The following is a 17387-nucleotide window of genomic DNA, read 5'->3' on the forward strand; positions in this document are numbered from 1 at the left end:
GCCTCTTTTTTGTGTAGCTAATGAGCAATCATTATAAAAATAAATCAGCTAAAAATCCTTCTCTTAACATCTCTAAATTAAATACATTCGTAATGTGACTAAATGCTTCTGCTAGAGGTAAGTGTGCTGTTCTCCATCCTTGACCATCAGTAACCCAAACAAATTCAACATCGTCATCTGATGTAATAACAAATTGACTGAGTTCAGTAAACTCTCCAGCCACCGCTTTTAATTTACTTCCTCCTCCACCATAGTAATTCGTTTCAATCAGCCAAACCTTATGTTTTTCTCGGGAATAAACTGCAACATCAAATCTTCTTTCAGACTTATCGACAGGTACCTTAATCCCCCACTTATCTTTAATATATTGGGATGTAGCTTGAGCTTTCCAATCCAATTTTTGTTCCTGAGAAATTTTTGCTACGTGTCTCTCTAAAATTCCCTCCATGGTTGTCCCACTTCGGTTTTTTCGTGCATTGCTATCTAATCCAGTCTCCACTCCATAAACATAATCAACTAATGAACGATTAGCATGTTGTTGTAAAAACTTTAATAAACCAGATTTCTCAATAAATTTGATGTAATCATCTATTCTGCTAGTGTCTATCGTTTTGAAATCTAATTGCTCAAAAGACATATTATCGTCATTATCTATTGTCAGAATATCTAAAACATTATCACGACTTGCAATCAGACTAGGAATTGCTTTTAACAAATTGGGTTGTTTAGTGAATAAGTGTAATGCTTCTGAATAGATATCGTCTTTACCAATTAAGTAGTTTAATGTATTCAACTCTAGTTCATACTTCTTGGTCTCACGATTAACTTTATTCCAATTCACATAATACTCTGGCGTTCTGTTAGTAATTGAGAGAGTATTTAAAAAATTTTGTAATCTATCTTCTGATGATGAAGAAATGTAAGTATTAAAATCCATAATTCACCTTGTAATTAAAATAAACCAAAAAATGTCATGTCGTATTCATCAAGCATTATTTTGATGCCATCCCCTCGTAACATTTCAAAAGTATCACGATATTTATCTTGACCAAAAAAACTTTTATTTCCAACAAATATGAATTGCACAGAAAATGGTTCACCCTCTTGCACACTATCTAACAAACGTTGATAAATACGTCTTTTATTGCCAAAGCCCAGTAGTTTTTCATCAACACTTCCTTCGCTTTCCTGCCATTTTTTCTCAACTATATAAACTGTATGATTTTCAAAATTTATAAATACTTCATCTGGTTTCCATTGTTTAGAATTGGTATTCTTAATCCCCAATTCTTTCAAAAAATCATAAAATCTATATTGAGGCATAATTTTACCAATGATTTCTTCTTCCCCAACTCTAAAAACTTCAAAGCCTTTTGTTGCTTTTCTATCTTTGAAATCTATTTCTTTAACTTCATATCCTGGAAGGGAATCTACTAATTCCGAAAAATCAGTATCTCTTTCAAATTTCAAACCATTAGTCGTTGTTTTGGCTCCTCCTCCATGTTTATTTGGTTTTCTAGCCATAGTTTTCCTCCTCTAATCTTCTTCTAGCTATCTTCAAATATTCTTTTTCAGCTTCGATACCTATAAATCTTCTACCTAATCGCTTCGCAACAACACCCGTAGTGCCACTACCAACAAATGGATCTAGAATATAGTCACCCTCTTTAGTAGAGGCCAAAATTATACGTTCCAATAAATATTCTGGTTTTTGTGTTGGATGCTTGCCAGCCCATTTCTCAGCTTTTTTCGTCAAAGCACCTGTCCAAACATCTTTCATTTGCTTACCATCATTTAGCTCTTTCATCAAATCGTAATTGTAATAATGACGAGCTTTTTTATCATTTTTTCTTGCCCATAAAATAGTTTCAGTAGAATGAGTAAAATAACGACAGGATAAATTAGGTGCAGGGTTTGTTTTCTGCCAAGTAATATTATTTAGAATTTTAAAACCTTCTTGCTCTAATGCCATTCCAACTGAGTAAATATTATGTAAACTCCCCGAAATCCAAATAGTCCCATTAGGCTTCAAAACTTCTTTTGCTAAACGAATCCATTTACGATTGAATTCGTGCTTTTCCTCAAAGGAAGAAATCTTATCCCAGTCACCTTTATCTACAGATACAACCTGTCCCCCAGAATTTGATATACCGCCGTTACTCAAAAAATATGGAGGATCAGCAAAGATCATGTCCATGCTTTCTGGTTTCATTTTCGATAATAACTTAAACGTATCTGCATGAACAAGAATCATTTTATCTTTATTATAGTATGGTTTTGTCATTAAAACACCTCCATACTTATATTCGTTATTTTTCATAATTTGTGACTATAATTTCAGAAATTTTTCCTCGACTCGAAGATTTTGCTCCATTAGTTCGGGTAGCTTCAACATAATGGATATTAAAATCTCGATACAACTCCTCTACCAAAAAACTAGAGGAGTTTGACAACATAACATAAGCCCCTGCATCACTCAATTTCTTAAAGGTATCTCTTAATCTTACTTGATCATCATATGAAAACCCCTCATGAGTGTAGGAAGTAAAGGCGCTTGTCTCTGACAATGGAATATACGGGGGATCAAAATATACAAAATCCCCTGGCTGAACATCTAAAACAGCCTTTTCAAAATCTCCCGTTTTAATTTCTAGTTGATTGTTATTTAGGTATACTGAAATAGCAAATATCAATTCCTCATCAACAATTTTAGGATTCTTATAACGACCATAAGGTACATTAAACTGATTCTTAGAATTCACACGATATAAACCATTAAAGTCCACTCTCAACATATAGAGAATACGTGCTGCCCTTTGTACTTCAGACATCATATCTATTCTTTCATCACGATCAGCAGAACGTAAATCTAAATAATATTCTTTTGAATTATATTCCTGATGAACTTTCAAAATTTCAATCAATTCTTTAGGATTGTCCTTAATTTGTTGATAGCAATTTATTAGTTCAGCGTTAAAATCATTAATAACTGCATCTTTAGGAGCTAAATCAAAAAATAAAGCTCCACCTCCAACAAAAGGTTCGAAATACCTGTTATAGGTTTTAGGCATTAATTCTCTAATAACAGGCAATAATTGTCTTTTACCACCTGTCCATTTCGTGAACGGTTGTAAAGTAACTTCCTTTATTTCTTTTATCTTCATGCTTTTAATTATACCATAGAAATTAAAACACAACTCTTGTATTTTCTACCACATTACTAAATTTTCTATTTTAGAATTAAATCATATCAATATCAAAAAATGAGTAAGGCAAATTTTATAAATTCCAAAATTCACCTCACTCTATTAAATTACTCTTTATATCCTTACTTGTCTATCTTCTGACCGTTGGCCTGTGACAAACATGGTAAAGGTTGCCTTGCAGACATTTCTGCCTTCTTGATTGGTGATATCAACATCCACCACACAGGTTGTGCGACCTTGATGGACACATTCTCCTTTAATTGTCAATACATCATCAAGTTTTCCTGCCTTGAGGTAGTTGATAGAGGATTGGAGTGTCACTCCATCAAGCCCCAGAGATATGACCACCAAACCACTGATCTGGTCGCAAAGGGTAAAGAGATAGCCACCATGGGCATTGCCATAGTAGTTGAGCGACGAGTCCACTACTTTGGTCGTCACCACAACGTGACCATCTCTCATTTTTTCAATTTCGTAATTTTCAAAGGCAGATATAGCGTCAAAATGAAAATCTTTCATCGTTTCCTCCTGATATTTCAAACGACACTATGATACTACTTTTTATAGGACTGTGCAAGGAGAAAGCTCCTAGTCTGGCAAAATTCCGACCTGCTCCACAAAGCGCATAAAGGCTGCCTGTCCCTGTTCCGTTTGCTTGTAGACTCCTGCATCCTCAAGAACACGAGCAAAGATAGTACCCACAGAGTCCCTGACGATTTCAAGGGCTTTTTCTTTATCTGTTATGTCTGGATATTGGGCTCTAAGTTGGTCGGCCCATTCCTGATGATAATCGGCAATTGTAACAGCCTCTCCTACAAGATAGCTAGCGACTTGCTCCACTTCTTCTTTCAGACGTGGTGGCAAGATTGCCAAGCCCATGACCTCAATCAAGCCGATATTTTCCTTCTTGATATGTTGGACATCCTTGTGGGGATGATAGATGCCCTCAGGATGCTCTGGCGATGTCTGATTGTCTCGCAAGACTAAGTCCAACTCAAACTGTCCATCGCGTTTACGGGCAATAGGTGTAATGGTATGATGCGGTGTCCCATCAGTCTCAGCCAAAATCTGCACTTCAGGGTCTGAATACTGGCGCCATTCCTGCAAAATCTTATCAGCCAAGTTGATCAAATCCTCTTTGGAATCCGAAGTCAAACGCAACACTGACATTGGCCACTTGACAATCCCAGTCTTGACCTGCTCAAAACCAGCAAATCGGAAGGTCTTTTGCAAGGGAGCCAATTCCATAGGAAATACGTGATGGCCTCCCTGATAGTGATCATGAGTCAGAATAGAGCCCCCCACAATCGGCAAGTCGGCATTAGATCCAGCAAAATAGCCCGGAAACTGCTCTACGATAGCTAGCAGACGCTCAAAACTCTGACGACTGATAGCCATGGGACGATGCTGGCCATCTAAGAAAATACAGTGCTCATTAAAGTAAGCATAGGGCGAATACTGGAACCCCCACTCCTGACCCGCCATTTCAAAGCGGATAATACGGTGGTTGCTACGAGCTGGGTGGTTGACCCGACCATGATAGCCCTCATTCTCTAGACAAAGCTGACACTGAGGATAATTACTAGCTTGCACCAACTTGGCTGCCGCAATCTCTTTGGGATCCTTTTCAGGCTTAGAGAGATTGATAGTAATTTCAAGTTCACCGTAATTAGATGAAACACGATAAGCAATATTTTTAGCAATGGCCTTGAGTTTGATGTAGTCATTTTTCTGACTGAGTTGGTAAAAATCCTCTATCGCTTGCTCAGGAGAGTGGACATAGGTTTCCCAGAAGTCACGATTGACCTGACTCGGACAAGGGGTCACCAAATCCATCAGTTCAGCACCAAGGATTTCACGCGCAGTCTGACTATCCTCAATCGTCTCTAATCGAACGGCTTCCTCAACCAGCTGGTCCTTGAGGTCAATCAATTGATCTAGATCCGTCTCAACTTCCAAAACACCATCTCCCACTCGTGCCAAGACACGATTGGTCAGGTAGATTCGATCCATTTCCTCAAATGAACTTTCAGAAATGACATGTGTTACAAATTTATCTACTAAGGTCACTATAGAGCCTCCTTTTGACTAGTCAAGGACGCGAGTGCCACCTGCAACTTCAGCGATATAAAAGCTTGGAGCGTAGCCAACTACTTCCTCGTAGTGTTTTCCAACAGCTTCCTTAAAGGCATCAACAGCATCTTTTTGCACCAAAGCAATGGCACATCCGCCAAAACCTGCCCCTGTCATACGAGCACCGAGAACGCCTTCTTGTGCCCAAGCTATGTGAACAAGAGTATCCAATTCCAAGCCAGTTACTTCATAATCATGCTCCAGAGAAACGTGAGACGCATTCATCAAACGACCAAATGTTTTCAAATCTCCTGCTTGAAGGGCTGCTTGAGCTTTGAGGGTACGTTGGTTTTCAAGCACAGCATGGCGAGCACGTTTCAAACGATTTTCATCTTTGATTAGGTAGCTGTATTGGTCAAAGGCCCACTCATCCAATTCACCCAAGGTCTGAATATCTAAAGCAACTTGCAATTCTTCCACTGCTTTTTCACACTCAGCACGACGTTCATTGTACTTAGAGTCAGCCAATTCACGGCGTTTATTGGTGTTCATGATGACAACAACATTGTCCTTCAAATCAAGTGGCACCAAATCATACTCTAAGGTATTGGTATCAAGGTAAATAGCACGTTGGTCTGCACCCATACCAATAGCAAATTGGTCCATAATGCCAGAGTTGACTCCGATAAAGTTATTTTCTGTTTGTTTTCCGATTTTAACCAAATCGAGACGATCTAATTTTAAATCAAAGAGATGCTCTGCCACTACCCCTGTCAAAAGTTCCAAGGATGCTGAAGAAGACAAACCAGCACCATTTGGGATATTCCCATAAACATAAAAATCAAAACCTTTGTCAATCACATGTCCAGCTTCTTGCAAGAAATGAAGAACTCCTTTTGGATAATTGGTCCAGTTGTGCTCTTTTTCAAACTTGAGGTTAGCTAGAGGCACTTCGATAATGCCCTTGTCCTCAAAGTTAGCTGAGTAGAAACGCAAAACTAGGTCTTCACGCTTGCGAGCTGCCCCATATGTTCCTAAGGAAATGGCTGCTGGAAATACATGTCCACCATTATAGTCCGTGTGTTCACCAATCAAATTGATACGGCCTGGTGAAAAGAAAGTTTGATCTGCTTCTTGACCAAAAACAGCAAGAAAATCTTTACGAAGAGCTTCAGCAGTAAGATGTTGTGTCATATGAATTCTCCTTTTACTGTGCGTTAAGTCACCTTAACGTGTAATCGTTTTCTTCTATTGTATCCAAGGGATTTCCCAAGGTCAATCCTTTTTACTAAAATTTTACTAAACTATCAGTAAAATACAGAAAAATATGATATACTAACCTAAAAGGAGGAGGATTTATGGCTACCTTAAAAGACATTGCACAGCTAGCCTCTGTCTCTATCGCGACCGTATCCCGCGTCCTCAATCGCGACCAGAGCCTATCTGTTACAGAAGAAACCAGACACCGTATTTTAACCGTTGCTGAAGAGTTGGGCTACACTAAGCACCTCAAGACAGGCGAGTCCCACAAGCCCAAGCAAAAGATTGCCATTATCCAATGGGTCAGCGAACAAGGGGAGCTAGACGATCTCTACTACTACCAGATTCGCCTAGGAATAGAAAAAAGAGCCCAAGAACTGGACTATGATATTTTACGCTATTTTAATGACCATCCTTTTACACTGAGCGAGGAAGTCATCGGGATTCTCTGCATCGGAAAGTTTAGTCGAGCTCAGATCTCTGCCTTTGAAGAATACCAAAAGCCTCTTGTCTTTCTAGATAGCGATACCCTCTCGCTGGGACACACCTGCATTATCACAGACTTTTACACTGCCATGAAACAGGTTGTCGATTATTTTCTCAGCCAAGGGATGGACCGCATCGGGATTCTAACAGGCCTTGAAGAAACAACCGACCAAGAAGAAATCATTGAGGATAAGCGACTGGAAAATTTTAGAAACTACAGTCAAACAAAGGGAATCTATCATGATGAATTAGTCTTTCAAGGAAGCTTTACCGCCCAGTCTGGCTATGACTTGATGAAGGAGGCCATTCAGAACTTGGGAGACCAACTCCCACCAGCCTTTTTCGCAGCTAGCGATAGTTTAGCTATCGGTGCCCTCCGTGCGCTCCAAGAAGCTGGAATCAGCCTACCAGACCGCGTCAGCCTCATTTCCTTTAACGACACTAGTCTGACCAAGCAAGTCTATCCTCCCCTCTCCAGCATCACCGTCTATACCGAAGAAATGGGCAGAGCAGGCATGGATATTCTTAATAAGGAAGTACTCCACGGTCGCAAAATCCCTAGCCTAACCATGTTGGGAACCAGACTGACTCTGAGAGAAAGTACAAGGAATGAATAGGATAACAAAACGACCTCTAGCGAGGTCGCTTTTCTAATGATGATGCCCATGCTTCTGCTCTAATTCTCTCACCCTCCGCTTATGTTGCGCATGATTGCTTTGACTGCTATCTACTTCAATAGTGATATTCTGCACGCCTCTTTCTTCTAAACATTGACGCACCACTTCTTTGGTTTCCATCATCTGTTCCCAGTCCTTGATACAAATGTGAACAATAGCATTATTCTCTAAACCATCCATGGACCAAATGCTAAGTTGATTGACACTGTTGACATTGGGTAGAGCCTCTAAATCCTTCTCCAAATCACTTGTCTCGACTCCTTCTGGCACAGCATCTAGGAAAATTTTCAGTGCGCTCCAAAAGCGAGGAATGGCTTTCGACAGAATAAAGATAGAAATAACTAGTGATAAAAGCGGATCGAGGATATACCAGTCCGTAAATCGAAGAATAATCGCCATTAGAATGACGGCCAACCAACCAAGAGTGTCTTCCAAAAAATGCAGGCTAAGAATTGACTCGTTCTTTGTTTTCCCCTTACGAACTACCAGACTTGCTAGCACATTAATGGCTACTGCAATGATTCCCAGCCAGAGGATGCCTTCCTCATTGACGGGTTGCGGGTGAACAATCTTTGTGACATTTTCCAAGATCACTAGGACAGACCCTATCATAAGAATCACAGCCGTTAGCATGGCTCCTAAAAGACTAAAACGTTTGTAACCCAAGGTGTACTGTCTATCTTCTTCACGGTTTGAAATTGTTTCTAAAAGGGCTGAGATGCCAATGGCTATAGCATCTCCCAAGTCATGAACGGAATCAGCAAGAACTGCACTCGAACCAAAGATTCCTCCTGCGATAAACTCAACAATCGCATAGCTTAAATTTAAGAAAAAAGCTAACCAGATAGATGTTTTAGAACTCATTTCTCTCCCTCCTTTGGTATAATGGGTATATACATACTTCTTTCATTTGTATTATCTAATAAAATTCAAAGAAAGGATAGAAGCAAACTGTCAGCCATGTTCAGTTCTGAACAGTTTGTCTCAAGTGTCTACATGCCAAAAAGAGACCGTCGAGTCAGCAAGACGAAAAAAGCCATCTATCAAGCTTTTTTACAACTTTTGAACGACAAAGGCTATGATGCCACTACTGTTCAGGATATCATTGACCTAGCAGATGTTGGGCGTTCTACTTTTTACTGTCACTATGAAAGCAAGGAACTCCTTTTAGATGAGCTCTGTCGCTACCTCTTTCATCATCTCTTTGAAAGGGAAGGACACTTTACTACCGAGGACTACCTCGCACATATCTTTTTACATTTTCAGAAAAACCAGGACCATGTTACCAGTCTGCTATTTTCCAAAAATGACTACTTCCTCCGTCAACTCCATAAAGAGCTAGAACACCATGTCTATCCCATGTTGGCTGATGAGTTAAAAGAAGCCCACACTAATCTGCCTACTTCTTACCTCCAACACTTGGTCGTGTCCAACTTTATCGAGACATTGACCTGGTGGCTCAAAAAAGGACAAGACTTTACATACCAGGAAGTTGTCCAGTTTTATCTAGACCTTCTCATTCCTAAAAATTGAATACAGAGTAGAGCTCAGTTGCCTTATTTCTAGGCTACTGAGTTTTCATCTTTTCAACAATCAAAAAAGCCCAGACAACATTGTCTGAGCAGTTTTCTATATGGTCGTTTAACAAAGTTGAGTTTGACATTTTCAAACTATTTCTTCAACAAACCTTGTTCTTGTAGAAACTCCTTGGCTACTTGTTCTGCTGACTTGCCTTCAACACCGACTTGGTAGTTGAGCTGGCTCATCTGGCTTTCAGTAATTTTACCAGCCAATTTATTGAGAACTGTTTCCAACTCTGGATGTTTCTTGAGAAGAACTTCTTTCATGAGTGGAGCCCCTTGATAAGGTGGGAAGAGTTGCTTGTCATCTTCCAATACCTGTAAATCATAACGTGCCAATTCCGCATCGGTCGAATAGGCGTCCGTGATTTGAATATCACCTGACTGAATAGCCTGATAGCGAAGGGCTGGTTCCATGGTCGCTACATTGAGATTGAGACCATACATTGATTGCAAGCCCTTATTGCCATCTTCACGGTCATTAAACTCGAGAGTAAATCCAGCCTTCAACTGCCCTTCCACTTTTTTCAAGTCCGAAATGGTCTTCAAGCCATATTCTTGAGCAATCTTTTTCGGAACAGCTACAGCATAGGTATTTTGATAAGACATGGGTTTGAGATAGGCTAGATGATTCTGTTTGGCAATACCATCACGCGCCACCTGATAAACCTGCTCTGGCTCATGACTCACTTTAGGTGATGGTTGCAGCAAACTTTCAGTCACCGTACCAGTAAATTCAGGATAGATATCAATATCGCCTTTTTTCAAAGCTTCATAAAGAAAGCTTGTTTTCCCAAAATTCGGTTTAACAGTAGCAGTCATGCTGGTATTTTCTTCAATGAGAAGCTTATACATATTGGCCAAAATTTCTGGTTCTGGACCCAATTTCCCAGCAATAACCAAGTTTTCTTTCTCTTTTTGAGCCAAGAGGGCTGGACTATAAGACAAACCAAGCAATATGGTCACCAAGGCAAAACCAGAGAAAATCGTCCGCAATTTTGCCTTTTCCATCACTTTTAGTAGGAAGTTAAAGGCAATAGCAAGCACTGCAGAAGAAAGGGCCCCAATCAAAATCAGACTGGCATTATTACGGTCAATTCCCAAAAGGATAAAAGAACCCAGCCCCCCTGCACCAATCAAAGCGGCCAAGGTTGCCGTACCGATAATCAAGACAGCTGCCGTCCGAATCCCAGACATCATAACAGGCATGGCAAGTGGAATTTCAAACTTCTTGAGACGTTCCCATCTGGTCATCCCAAAGGCAATCCCAGCCTCTTGCAGACTCGGATCAATTCCCTTGAGTCCAGTGATGGTATTTTGCAAAATCGGAAAAATCGCATAAATCACTAGAGCTGTCAAAGCCGGTAAGGTCCCAATTCCCATCAAGGGGATAAAGAGGCCCAACAAGGCAAGAGACGGGATGGTCTGGAAAATCCCTGCAATCTGCAAGACCCAATCTGCCAACTTCTCATGATAGCGAAGATAGACAGCCAAGGGAATCGCGATAAAGATAGCTAGCAACAAGGTCAAAAGCGACAACTGCAAATGTTGAGAGAGAGCTGTCAACCAATCACTAAAACGATCCTGAAAAGTTGCAATTAAATTAGTCATGAACACTACCTCCAAACAAGTCTGCTACAAATTCTGTTGCAGGGGCTTTTAAAATGGTCTCGGGATTCGCCACCTGGCGAATCTCTCCATCCTGCAAAACAGCAATACGGTCCGCCAATTTCAAAGCTTCATCCGTATCATGGGTCACAAAAATCGTTGTCATCCCAAACTCTTTATGCAATTCTTTAGTCAGAACCTGCAACTGTTTGCGAGAAATAGCATCCAAGGCTGAAAAAGGTTCATCCATGAGGAGAATCTTAGGCTGACCAATCATAGCACGAACAATACCGACCCGTTGCTGTTCTCCACCAGATAATTCACTAGGCAAACGATGCCCATACTCGGCTCCTGGTAAACCAACCTTAGCCAAAAGCTCTTCAGTTTTCTGAGCAATTTCTTCCTTAGTCCAGCCCTTCATTTCAGGAATCAGGGCAATATTTTCCGCAACTGTTAGATTGGGAAAGAGAGCAATAGCCTGTAAAACATAACCAGTAGAAAGACGAAGTTCACGCTCATCATAGTCTTTGATACGCTTGCCATCCATATAAATATTTCCATCAGTCGGTTCCAAGAGGCGGTTGACCATCTTAATCATGGTCGTCTTACCTGATCCAGATGGACCAACTAAAACCATAAACTCGCCATTCTCAATCCGTAAATTAACATCTCTCAAGACATCTTTTTCTGTGTAGCGTAGCGCCACATTTTTGTATTCAATCATTCTGTATCCTCAATTTAAAACTTCCCTCTATTGGTCAAGTCTTCTACCTTAGGCATGACTTCCTTATTATCCCAATGTTCCACAATTTTCCCGTTTTCTAGACGGAAGATGTCATACTGGGCATAGGCAACTCCACCAATCTGAGTCTGACCATAGCTAACCACATAGTTTCCTTGTCCTAAGAGTTTGAAAACAAAGTCAAAAGTGGTCTTTACTTATAAACAGCTAATTTGCTCCATTTTAAACCTCATTTTCATCCTCTTTCAGATTAGCCAAGATTCTTTCTTGAAAGGTTTCAAACTGACGAATTTCTTCCTCTGAAAATCCTTTGTAAAAAATCGTATCCAATTTCTGACTGACACGATGCCCCACTTCTTTCTGAGACTGCCCCAACTCTGTTAAAACCAAATACTTCTTACGCTTATCTTCTCCACATGGACTAATAGTTACAAGATTTTGTTCCTCTAGTTTTTTAATCATCGTCGTCAGAGTATTATTAGCAAGCCCAGTCGCAAGCGCAATATCTGTCGCAGTTGCGCAGCCAGTTTCACTATTCCATAAAACCGCTAAAATCTTGCCCTGTTCACTCCGATAAAGAGCTTCAGGATCTTGGCTCAGTAACTTTTGAAAAATCCGCCCATTCAACAAACGAATATGATGGGCTACCAAATGACTATCTTTCATGACACCTCCAATTTATTTCGATATCGAAACGAATGAAATAATTGTAACACTTGTCATTTCATCTGTCAACTATTTCGATTTGGAAATAATTTTTCCTAGCAAAAAAAATCTCCCACCCAAGGTAGAAGATTTGAATCTAATAAACTTAATCCGTCATGTCCGATACCAATGTTCGATGCTCCAACGGAATACTGCACATAACTAGCAAGAAAATGAAACCTGACTGAATCCAGAAGAGGGCCAAGTCAAAGATTCCATGCACAGCAACCACTGTAAGGAAAGATAGATAAAGACCTATAATCGGACGTTTCCCCGACTCCTGACTCATATCCATCATCAAGCGAACAGGAGCCACAGAAGACAAAACTAATAAAATGGTCCCCACAATTCCGTAACTCAGAATCGTATCAATATAAAGACTGTGAGCATGTTCATGATAAGGAGCATGTATCCGAGGATAGGAGTGCATGTAAGTCAATGGCCCCTCACCCCAAAAAGGATTTTGCTTAAATAAGGCCATCCCAGCATCCCAGATAGAAATTCGTTCTTCCATAGAAGAGTCTAAAGTCCCCATCCGAACTCCCAAATCACTAGAAAAGAGGAAGCTCAAGCCAATCGCAAAGACCCCAATACTAAGCCAAAAGGCCTTCCAGTTTTTAATGGTCGTAAAGAGATAAATAATGGCTCCAGCGATAATTGCAGGAAAGGCAGTTCGATTTTGCGTAAAGTTCAAACCAAAGAGATTCACAAAGCCTGCAATCACACAGAATACTTTCAACCAATTCAACTTGGTCGTTGTAAACAAATAGAAGGCAATCATGATACAGAAACAACAAATAATTCCATAATAATTAGGGTTAAAGAAGGTCACTTCTGCACGATTCTGATGCCACACCTGCATATTGGGTGAAAGAAAAGCATAGTTGAATTTCTTCACAATTTGGAAATGTTCTAAACTCGCAAAAGCAGCTGACAAGACGCTACCAAACAAGACGAGCTGCAAAATCAATCGAAAGAATTTATGTGATAAAATCGACTGATAGTGCAAAAAGAAAACAGTAAATAGAAAAATTCCTACTGAAGCCACAACTCCCATCCAATTTTGTGCAAAAACGGATATAACAGTACTATAGCCAAGAAAAAGAAGTAGCATCGGATGCTCCCCCATTTTCTGAAGAATACTTTTCATGTCCCCTGTGAAAATTAAACTGATAATATATAAACAGAATACAACTACAAAAAGATAAAAGGGTAAAAAGATACTCAGGATAATTCCCAATAAAATCAGCTCTTTACTAGACAACCCTTTCAGCTTTTCAATAAAGCCTATTGATTTCAAAATGAATCCTTTCTCTCCAAATCAGTTGATTCAGATAATAGTAAGCTACCCTATATTGTACCACTTTTTTAGCAATTTGAAAACAAAGGAAACGCTTCCATAGGTAAAAAAGCGAGCAAAAATACTGAGATTTCACAACTCAAGCTTAATAACTAGATTCACTCTAAAAAATCGTGCCGAAAATAGTAGGCATATGTTAAAATAGTAGTAATAAAATATAGATTAGAAGCAACTATCCAAACTAAAATCAAATCATATACTATTCTTAAAGAAAGGAAACACTATGAAATCCTACCAAGCCGTCTACCAAATTCTAGCTAAAGAAACCGACTATATCAGCGGAGAAAAAATCGCAGAAGAACTATCCCTAAGCCGAACATCAATTTGGAAAGCCATCAAGCGTCTAGAACAAGAAGGCATTGAAATTGATAGTATCAAAAACAAAGGCTACAAACTGGTGAATGGAGACCTTATTCTTCCAGAACTTCTAGAACAAAATCTTCCAATTAAAATAAGTTTTAAACCCGAAACAAAATCAACTCAACTAGATGCAAAAGAAGCAATTGATTTAGGGAATGAAGCAAACACCCTCTATCTAGCTTCCTATCAAACAGCAGGCCGAGGTCGATTTCAACGTTCTTTCTACTCACCACAAGGTGGCATTTATATGACACTCCATCTCAAACCAAATCTCCCTTACGACAAATTACCATCCTACACACTACTTGTAGCAGGAGCTGTCTACAAAGCCATTAAGAACCTAACTTTAATTGATGTCGACATAAAATGGGTCAATGATATCTACCTAAACAATCATAAAATTGGAGGAATCCTTACTGAGGCAATGACCTCTGTAGAAACTGGCTTAGTCACAGATATCATTATTGGAGTAGGAATCAACTTTGCTATCAAAGACTTCCCTCAAGAATTAAAAGAAAAAGCTGCTAGTTTATTCAAAGCTCCAGCACCTATAACCAGAAATGAATTAATCATAGAGACCTGGCGTGCTTTCTTCGAAACACCAGCAGAAGAGCTATTATACTTATACAAAAAAAAGTCATTTGTTCTAGGAAAAGAAGTGACTTTTACACTAGATCAAAAAGACTACAAAGGACTTGCTAAAGATATCTCAGATAATGGCAAACTTTTAGTTCAATGTGATAACGGAAAAGAAATCTGGCTCAATAGCGGAGAAATTTCACTAAAAACTTGGAAGTAATAGCAAAGTTATACAATAAAAAATAAACTATATAAAAAGTCTCTATAACATTTGTAGTGGGTAAATCTCCTATGAATATTATGGAGCCTATTTTATTGTAGAAAAAAGTCCCATAAGATCTATAATGAAAAGCAACCAAACCATTATTAGAAAAAATAATATAGAACAATTNCATTTTATCACAAAACTACTCGATATCAAAGACTCAAATATCCAAATTATAGATATCAGCAATAAGGATACACACAAGGAAATCATCGCTAAACTGGATTATGAGGCTCCACCTTGTCCTGATTGCAGAAGCCAAATGAAGAAATATGACTTTCAAAAACCGTCTAAGATTCCTTACCTTGAAACAACTGGTATGCCTACTAGAATTCTCCTTAAAAAACGCCGTTTTAAGTGCTATCAGTGCTTGAAAATAGCGGTCTCCGAGACCGCCCTCGTCAAGAAGAATCACCAAATCACTCGTATCGTCAATCAAAAGATTTCTCAGAATCTGATTGAAAAGACTTCTATGACCGATATTGCCCATCAGCTGTCCATTTCAACTTCAACTGTCATTCGCAAACTCAATGACTTCCGTTTTAATCATGATTTTTCTAGCCTTCCTGAGATTATGTCCTGGGACGAGTGTGCCTTCACCAAGGAAAAGATGAGTTTCATTACGCAAGATTTTGACAATCTCAACATCATCACCGTTCTTGAGGGAAGAACACAAGCTATCATCCGGAATCGCTTTCTTCGCTACAATAGAGCCGTTCGTTGTCAGGTGAAAATCATTACTATGGATATGTTTAGTCCCTACTATGACTTAGCTAGACAGCTTCGCTTTCGAATTTCTAGGCTCAGGCTGAAACAGTCTCCCAGACCGTTTCACTCCCGAATACTAAAATAGTCCTAGATCGCTTTCACCCTTCGTTATTATATTTCTAAACTTAGGCTAAAACAGTCCACTGGACTGTTTTACTCCAATACTTAAGCCGTGCCATGAGTCTTGTGCGTGTCCAAATTATGAATCAGTTTGAGCGAAAATCCCATGAATACAAGGCTATCAAGCGTTACTGGAAGCTCATTCAACAAGATAGTCGTAAACTCAGTGATAAGCGATTTTATCGCCCTACTTTTCGTATGTACTTGACCAATAAAGAGATTCTAGACAAGCTTTTGAGCTATTCTGAGGGCTTGAAACGCCACTACCCTCTCTATCAACTCTTGCTTTTTCACTTTCAAAATAAAAAGCCTAACAAATTTTTCGGACTTATTGAGGACAATCTTAATCTGGTTCATACTCTTTTTCAGACTGTTTTTAAAATCTTTCTCAAGGACAAAGAGAAAATTGTTAACGCACTTCAACTACCCTATTCTAACGCCAAATTGGAAGCGACCAATAATCTCATCAAACTTATCAAGCGAAATGCCTTTGCTTTTCGAAACTTTGAAAACTTCAAAAAACGGACTTTTATCTCTCTAAACATCAAAAAAGAAAGGACGAAATTTGTCCTTTCTCGATCTTAGCTTTTCTTCAACCCACTACAGTTGACAAAGAAGCAAGAAAAAGAGAGTTATAAACTCTCATTCAAACGGAGAATAAGGGATTCGAACCCTTGCGCCAGTTACCCGACCTAACGATTTAGCAAACCGTCCTCTTCAGCCTCTTGAGTAATTCTCCTATTAATGGGCACGAGTGGACTCGAACCACCGACCTCACGCTTATCAGGCGTGCGCTCTAACCACCTGAGCTACGCGCCCAAGTTAAAAACTTGGTATTTTGAACAAAGTTCAAAGCGGGTGACGAGAATCGAACTCGCGACAACAGCTTGGAAGGCTGTAGTTTTACCACTAAACTACACCCGCATAAATACTATAAATAAAAATGGCGCGAGACGGAATCGAACCGCCGACACATGGAGCTTCAATCCATTGCTCTACCAACTGAGCTACCGAGCCTTATTGCGGGAGCAGGATTTGAACCTACGACCTTCGGGTTATGAGCCCGACGAGCTACCGAGCTGCTCCATCCCGCGTTAATACAAAAGGAGGATGTGGGATTCGAACCCACGCACGCTTTTACACGCCTGACGGTTTTCAAGACCGTTCCCTTCAGCCGGACTTGGGTAATCCCGGCGAAGGGGATCGAACCCCCGACCTCCCGGGTATGAACCGGACGCTCTAGCCAGCTGAGCTACACCGCCATGAATCGGGAAGACAGGATTCGAACCTGCGACACCTTGGTCCCAAACCAAGTACTCTACCAAGCTGAGCTACTTCCCGAGTTAAAAAGAAAAATGCACCCTAGAGGAGTCGAACCTCTAACCGCCTGATTCGTAGTCAGGTACTCTATCCAGTTGAGCTAAGGGTGCTCATTATATTATGCCGAGGACCGGAATCGAACCGGTACGATCGTTACCAATCGCAGGATTTTAAGTCCTGTGCGTCTGCCAGTTCCGCCACCCCGGCCTCTCTAAGCGAACGACGGGATTCGAACCCGCGACCCCCACCTTGGCAAGGTGGTGTTCTACCACTGAACT

General features: G+C 40.0%; 15 protein-coding genes, 10 tRNA genes and 2 pseudogenes. 4 read left to right on the forward strand and 23 right to left on the reverse strand.

Translation table 11 applies throughout. The features are described 5' to 3' along the window. Window positions 1–31: 31 nt before the first annotated feature. From D8855_RS08620 to D8855_RS08650, 7 genes are all read right to left on the reverse strand, one after another. Complete coding sequence (locus D8855_RS08620; protein WP_125416975.1) at window positions 32–937, reverse strand: type II restriction endonuclease; 906 nt, start codon at window positions 935–937, stop codon at window positions 32–34. A 14-nt stretch (window positions 938–951) separates the two neighbouring features. Next, window positions 952–1524 carry a PD-(D/E)XK nuclease superfamily protein gene (locus D8855_RS08625; protein ID WP_049488228.1) on the reverse strand — a complete coding sequence of 191 codons (573 nt, stop codon included), beginning with the start codon at window positions 1522–1524 and terminating at the stop codon, window positions 952–954. Continuing rightward, window positions 1517–2284, reverse strand: coding sequence for a DNA-methyltransferase (locus tag D8855_RS08630; protein WP_185757582.1), 768 nt, complete (start codon window positions 2282–2284; stop codon window positions 1517–1519). The genes D8855_RS08625 and D8855_RS08630 overlap by 8 nt, the downstream gene beginning before the upstream one ends. A 25-nt stretch (window positions 2285–2309) precedes the next feature. After that, complete coding sequence (locus tag D8855_RS08635; protein WP_125416979.1) at window positions 2310–3164, reverse strand: DNA adenine methylase; 855 nt, start codon at window positions 3162–3164, stop codon at window positions 2310–2312. Window positions 3165–3320: 156 nt separating this feature from the next. Next, the gene (locus D8855_RS08640; protein WP_000651198.1) at window positions 3321–3725 is read right to left on the reverse strand and encodes a PaaI family thioesterase; all 405 of its coding nucleotides are present in this window, start codon (window positions 3723–3725) and stop codon (window positions 3321–3323) included. Window positions 3726–3794: 69 nt separating this feature from the next. Further along, complete coding sequence (locus tag D8855_RS08645) at window positions 3795–5276, reverse strand: UDP-glucose--hexose-1-phosphate uridylyltransferase (RefSeq protein ID WP_125416981.1); 1482 nt, start codon at window positions 5274–5276, stop codon at window positions 3795–3797. Window positions 5277–5294: 18 nt separating this feature from the next. Continuing rightward, the gene (locus D8855_RS08650; protein WP_125416983.1) at window positions 5295–6473 is read right to left on the reverse strand and encodes a galactokinase; all 1179 of its coding nucleotides are present in this window, start codon (window positions 6471–6473) and stop codon (window positions 5295–5297) included. A gap of 164 nt (window positions 6474–6637) precedes the next feature. On the opposite strand from D8855_RS08650, the gene galR reads away from it, so the two are divergent. Continuing rightward, a complete protein-coding gene (galR, locus tag D8855_RS08655; RefSeq protein ID WP_049491335.1) occupies window positions 6638–7642 on the forward strand; it encodes a DNA-binding transcriptional regulator GalR in 1005 nt (334 codons plus the stop codon). A gap of 33 nt (window positions 7643–7675) precedes the next feature. Here galR and D8855_RS08660 read toward each other — a convergent pair whose 3' ends face one another. Continuing rightward, window positions 7676–8566, reverse strand: coding sequence for a cation diffusion facilitator family transporter (locus tag D8855_RS08660; protein ID WP_000095928.1), 891 nt, complete (start codon window positions 8564–8566; stop codon window positions 7676–7678). A gap of 132 nt (window positions 8567–8698) precedes the next feature. Between D8855_RS08660 and D8855_RS08665 the strand changes: the two genes are divergently transcribed. After that, on the forward strand, window positions 8699–9235 hold the full coding sequence (locus tag D8855_RS08665; RefSeq protein ID WP_004235331.1) for a TetR/AcrR family transcriptional regulator: 537 nt from the start codon (window positions 8699–8701) through the stop codon (window positions 9233–9235). A 137-nt stretch (window positions 9236–9372) separates the two neighbouring features. Here the strand turns inward: D8855_RS08665 and D8855_RS08670 are convergent, their stop codons facing one another. From D8855_RS08670 to D8855_RS08690, 5 genes and pseudogenes are all read right to left on the reverse strand, one after another. Beyond that, complete coding sequence (locus D8855_RS08670) at window positions 9373–10893, reverse strand: ABC transporter permease/substrate-binding protein (protein WP_125416985.1); 1521 nt, start codon at window positions 10891–10893, stop codon at window positions 9373–9375. Continuing rightward, window positions 10886–11614: an ATP-binding cassette domain-containing protein gene (locus D8855_RS08675; RefSeq protein ID WP_125416987.1), complete on the reverse strand. Its 729-nt coding sequence runs from the start codon at window positions 11612–11614 to the stop codon at window positions 10886–10888. The genes D8855_RS08670 and D8855_RS08675 overlap by 8 nt, the downstream gene beginning before the upstream one ends. A gap of 14 nt (window positions 11615–11628) precedes the next feature. Next, a pseudogene (locus D8855_RS08680) lies at window positions 11629–11820 on the reverse strand (nuclear transport factor 2 family protein); the annotation flags it as partial. Window positions 11821–11854: 34 nt separating this feature from the next. Continuing rightward, window positions 11855–12298 (reverse strand): MarR family winged helix-turn-helix transcriptional regulator, encoded by a 444-nt coding sequence (locus D8855_RS08685; protein ID WP_125416989.1) that lies wholly within the window; start codon window positions 12296–12298, stop codon window positions 11855–11857. Between the two features lie 145 nt (window positions 12299–12443). Then, a complete protein-coding gene (locus tag D8855_RS08690) occupies window positions 12444–13637 on the reverse strand; it encodes an O-antigen ligase family protein (protein WP_045611046.1) in 1194 nt (397 codons plus the stop codon). A gap of 283 nt (window positions 13638–13920) precedes the next feature. On the opposite strand from D8855_RS08690, the gene birA reads away from it, so the two are divergent. Beyond that, window positions 13921–14856 carry a bifunctional biotin--[acetyl-CoA-carboxylase] ligase/biotin operon repressor BirA gene (gene birA / locus D8855_RS08695; RefSeq protein ID WP_125416991.1) on the forward strand — a complete coding sequence of 312 codons (936 nt, stop codon included), beginning with the start codon at window positions 13921–13923 and terminating at the stop codon, window positions 14854–14856. 160 nt (window positions 14857–15016) lie between these two features. Then, a pseudogene (locus D8855_RS08705) lies at window positions 15017–16374 on the forward strand (ISL3 family transposase). Between the two features lie 66 nt (window positions 16375–16440). On the opposite strand, the gene D8855_RS08710 reads toward D8855_RS08705, so the two are convergent. The 10 genes from D8855_RS08710 to D8855_RS08760 all read right to left on the reverse strand — a co-directional run bounded on the left by D8855_RS08710 (window position 16441) and on the right by D8855_RS08760 (window position 17387). Then, a tRNA-Ser gene (locus D8855_RS08710) sits at window positions 16441–16528 on the reverse strand. A 6-nt stretch (window positions 16529–16534) separates the two neighbouring features. Beyond that, window positions 16535–16608, reverse strand: a tRNA-Ile gene (locus tag D8855_RS08715). Window positions 16609–16642: 34 nt separating this feature from the next. After that, a tRNA-Gly gene (locus D8855_RS08720) sits at window positions 16643–16713 on the reverse strand. Window positions 16714–16733: 20 nt separating this feature from the next. Beyond that, window positions 16734–16806 (reverse strand) — tRNA-Phe (locus D8855_RS08725). Window positions 16807–16809: 3 nt separating this feature from the next. Beyond that, a tRNA-Met gene (locus D8855_RS08730) sits at window positions 16810–16883 on the reverse strand. A gap of 94 nt (window positions 16884–16977) precedes the next feature. Continuing rightward, window positions 16978–17051 (reverse strand) — tRNA-Met (locus D8855_RS08740). Between the two features lie 5 nt (window positions 17052–17056). Continuing rightward, window positions 17057–17130: transfer RNA gene (locus tag D8855_RS08745), tRNA-Pro, on the reverse strand. Window positions 17131–17145: 15 nt separating this feature from the next. Then, a tRNA-Arg gene (locus D8855_RS08750) sits at window positions 17146–17219 on the reverse strand. Between the two features lie 11 nt (window positions 17220–17230). Next, window positions 17231–17316: transfer RNA gene (locus D8855_RS08755), tRNA-Leu, on the reverse strand. Window positions 17317–17326: 10 nt separating this feature from the next. Continuing rightward, window positions 17327–17387 (reverse strand) — tRNA-Gly (locus D8855_RS08760).

Origin of the sequence: Streptococcus mitis (genome assembly GCF_003942685.1) — a bacterium.
Classification (GTDB): Bacteria; Bacillota; Bacilli; order Lactobacillales; family Streptococcaceae; genus Streptococcus; species Streptococcus mitis_CD.

What these genes read in the sequence shown, in the direction of transcription:
- D8855_RS08665 (WP_004235331.1), top strand. Translation starts at nt 8,699, where the DNA reads ATGCCAAAAAGAGACCGTCGAGTCAGCAAGACGAAAAAAGCCATCTAT.
- D8855_RS08630 (WP_185757582.1), bottom strand. Translation starts at nt 2,284, where the DNA reads ATGACAAAACCATACTATAATAAAGATAAAATGATTCTTGTTCATGCA.
- D8855_RS08620 (WP_125416975.1), bottom strand. Translation starts at nt 937, where the DNA reads ATGGATTTTAATACTTACATTTCTTCATCATCAGAAGATAGATTACAA.
- D8855_RS08660 (WP_000095928.1), bottom strand. Translation starts at nt 8,566, where the DNA reads ATGAGTTCTAAAACATCTATCTGGTTAGCTTTTTTCTTAAATTTAAGC.
- birA (WP_125416991.1), top strand. Translation starts at nt 13,921, where the DNA reads ATGAAATCCTACCAAGCCGTCTACCAAATTCTAGCTAAAGAAACCGAC.
- D8855_RS08675 (WP_125416987.1), bottom strand. Translation starts at nt 11,614, where the DNA reads ATGATTGAATACAAAAATGTGGCGCTACGCTACACAGAAAAAGATGTC.
- D8855_RS08685 (WP_125416989.1), bottom strand. Translation starts at nt 12,298, where the DNA reads ATGAAAGATAGTCATTTGGTAGCCCATCATATTCGTTTGTTGAATGGG.
- D8855_RS08625 (WP_049488228.1), bottom strand. Translation starts at nt 1,524, where the DNA reads ATGGCTAGAAAACCAAATAAACATGGAGGAGGAGCCAAAACAACGACT.
- D8855_RS08635 (WP_125416979.1), bottom strand. Translation starts at nt 3,164, where the DNA reads ATGAAGATAAAAGAAATAAAGGAAGTTACTTTACAACCGTTCACGAAA.
- galR (WP_049491335.1), top strand. Translation starts at nt 6,638, where the DNA reads ATGGCTACCTTAAAAGACATTGCACAGCTAGCCTCTGTCTCTATCGCG.
- D8855_RS08640 (WP_000651198.1), bottom strand. Translation starts at nt 3,725, where the DNA reads ATGAAAGATTTTCATTTTGACGCTATATCTGCCTTTGAAAATTACGAA.
- D8855_RS08650 (WP_125416983.1), bottom strand. Translation starts at nt 6,473, where the DNA reads ATGACACAACATCTTACTGCTGAAGCTCTTCGTAAAGATTTTCTTGCT.
- D8855_RS08670 (WP_125416985.1), bottom strand. Translation starts at nt 10,893, where the DNA reads ATGACTAATTTAATTGCAACTTTTCAGGATCGTTTTAGTGATTGGTTG.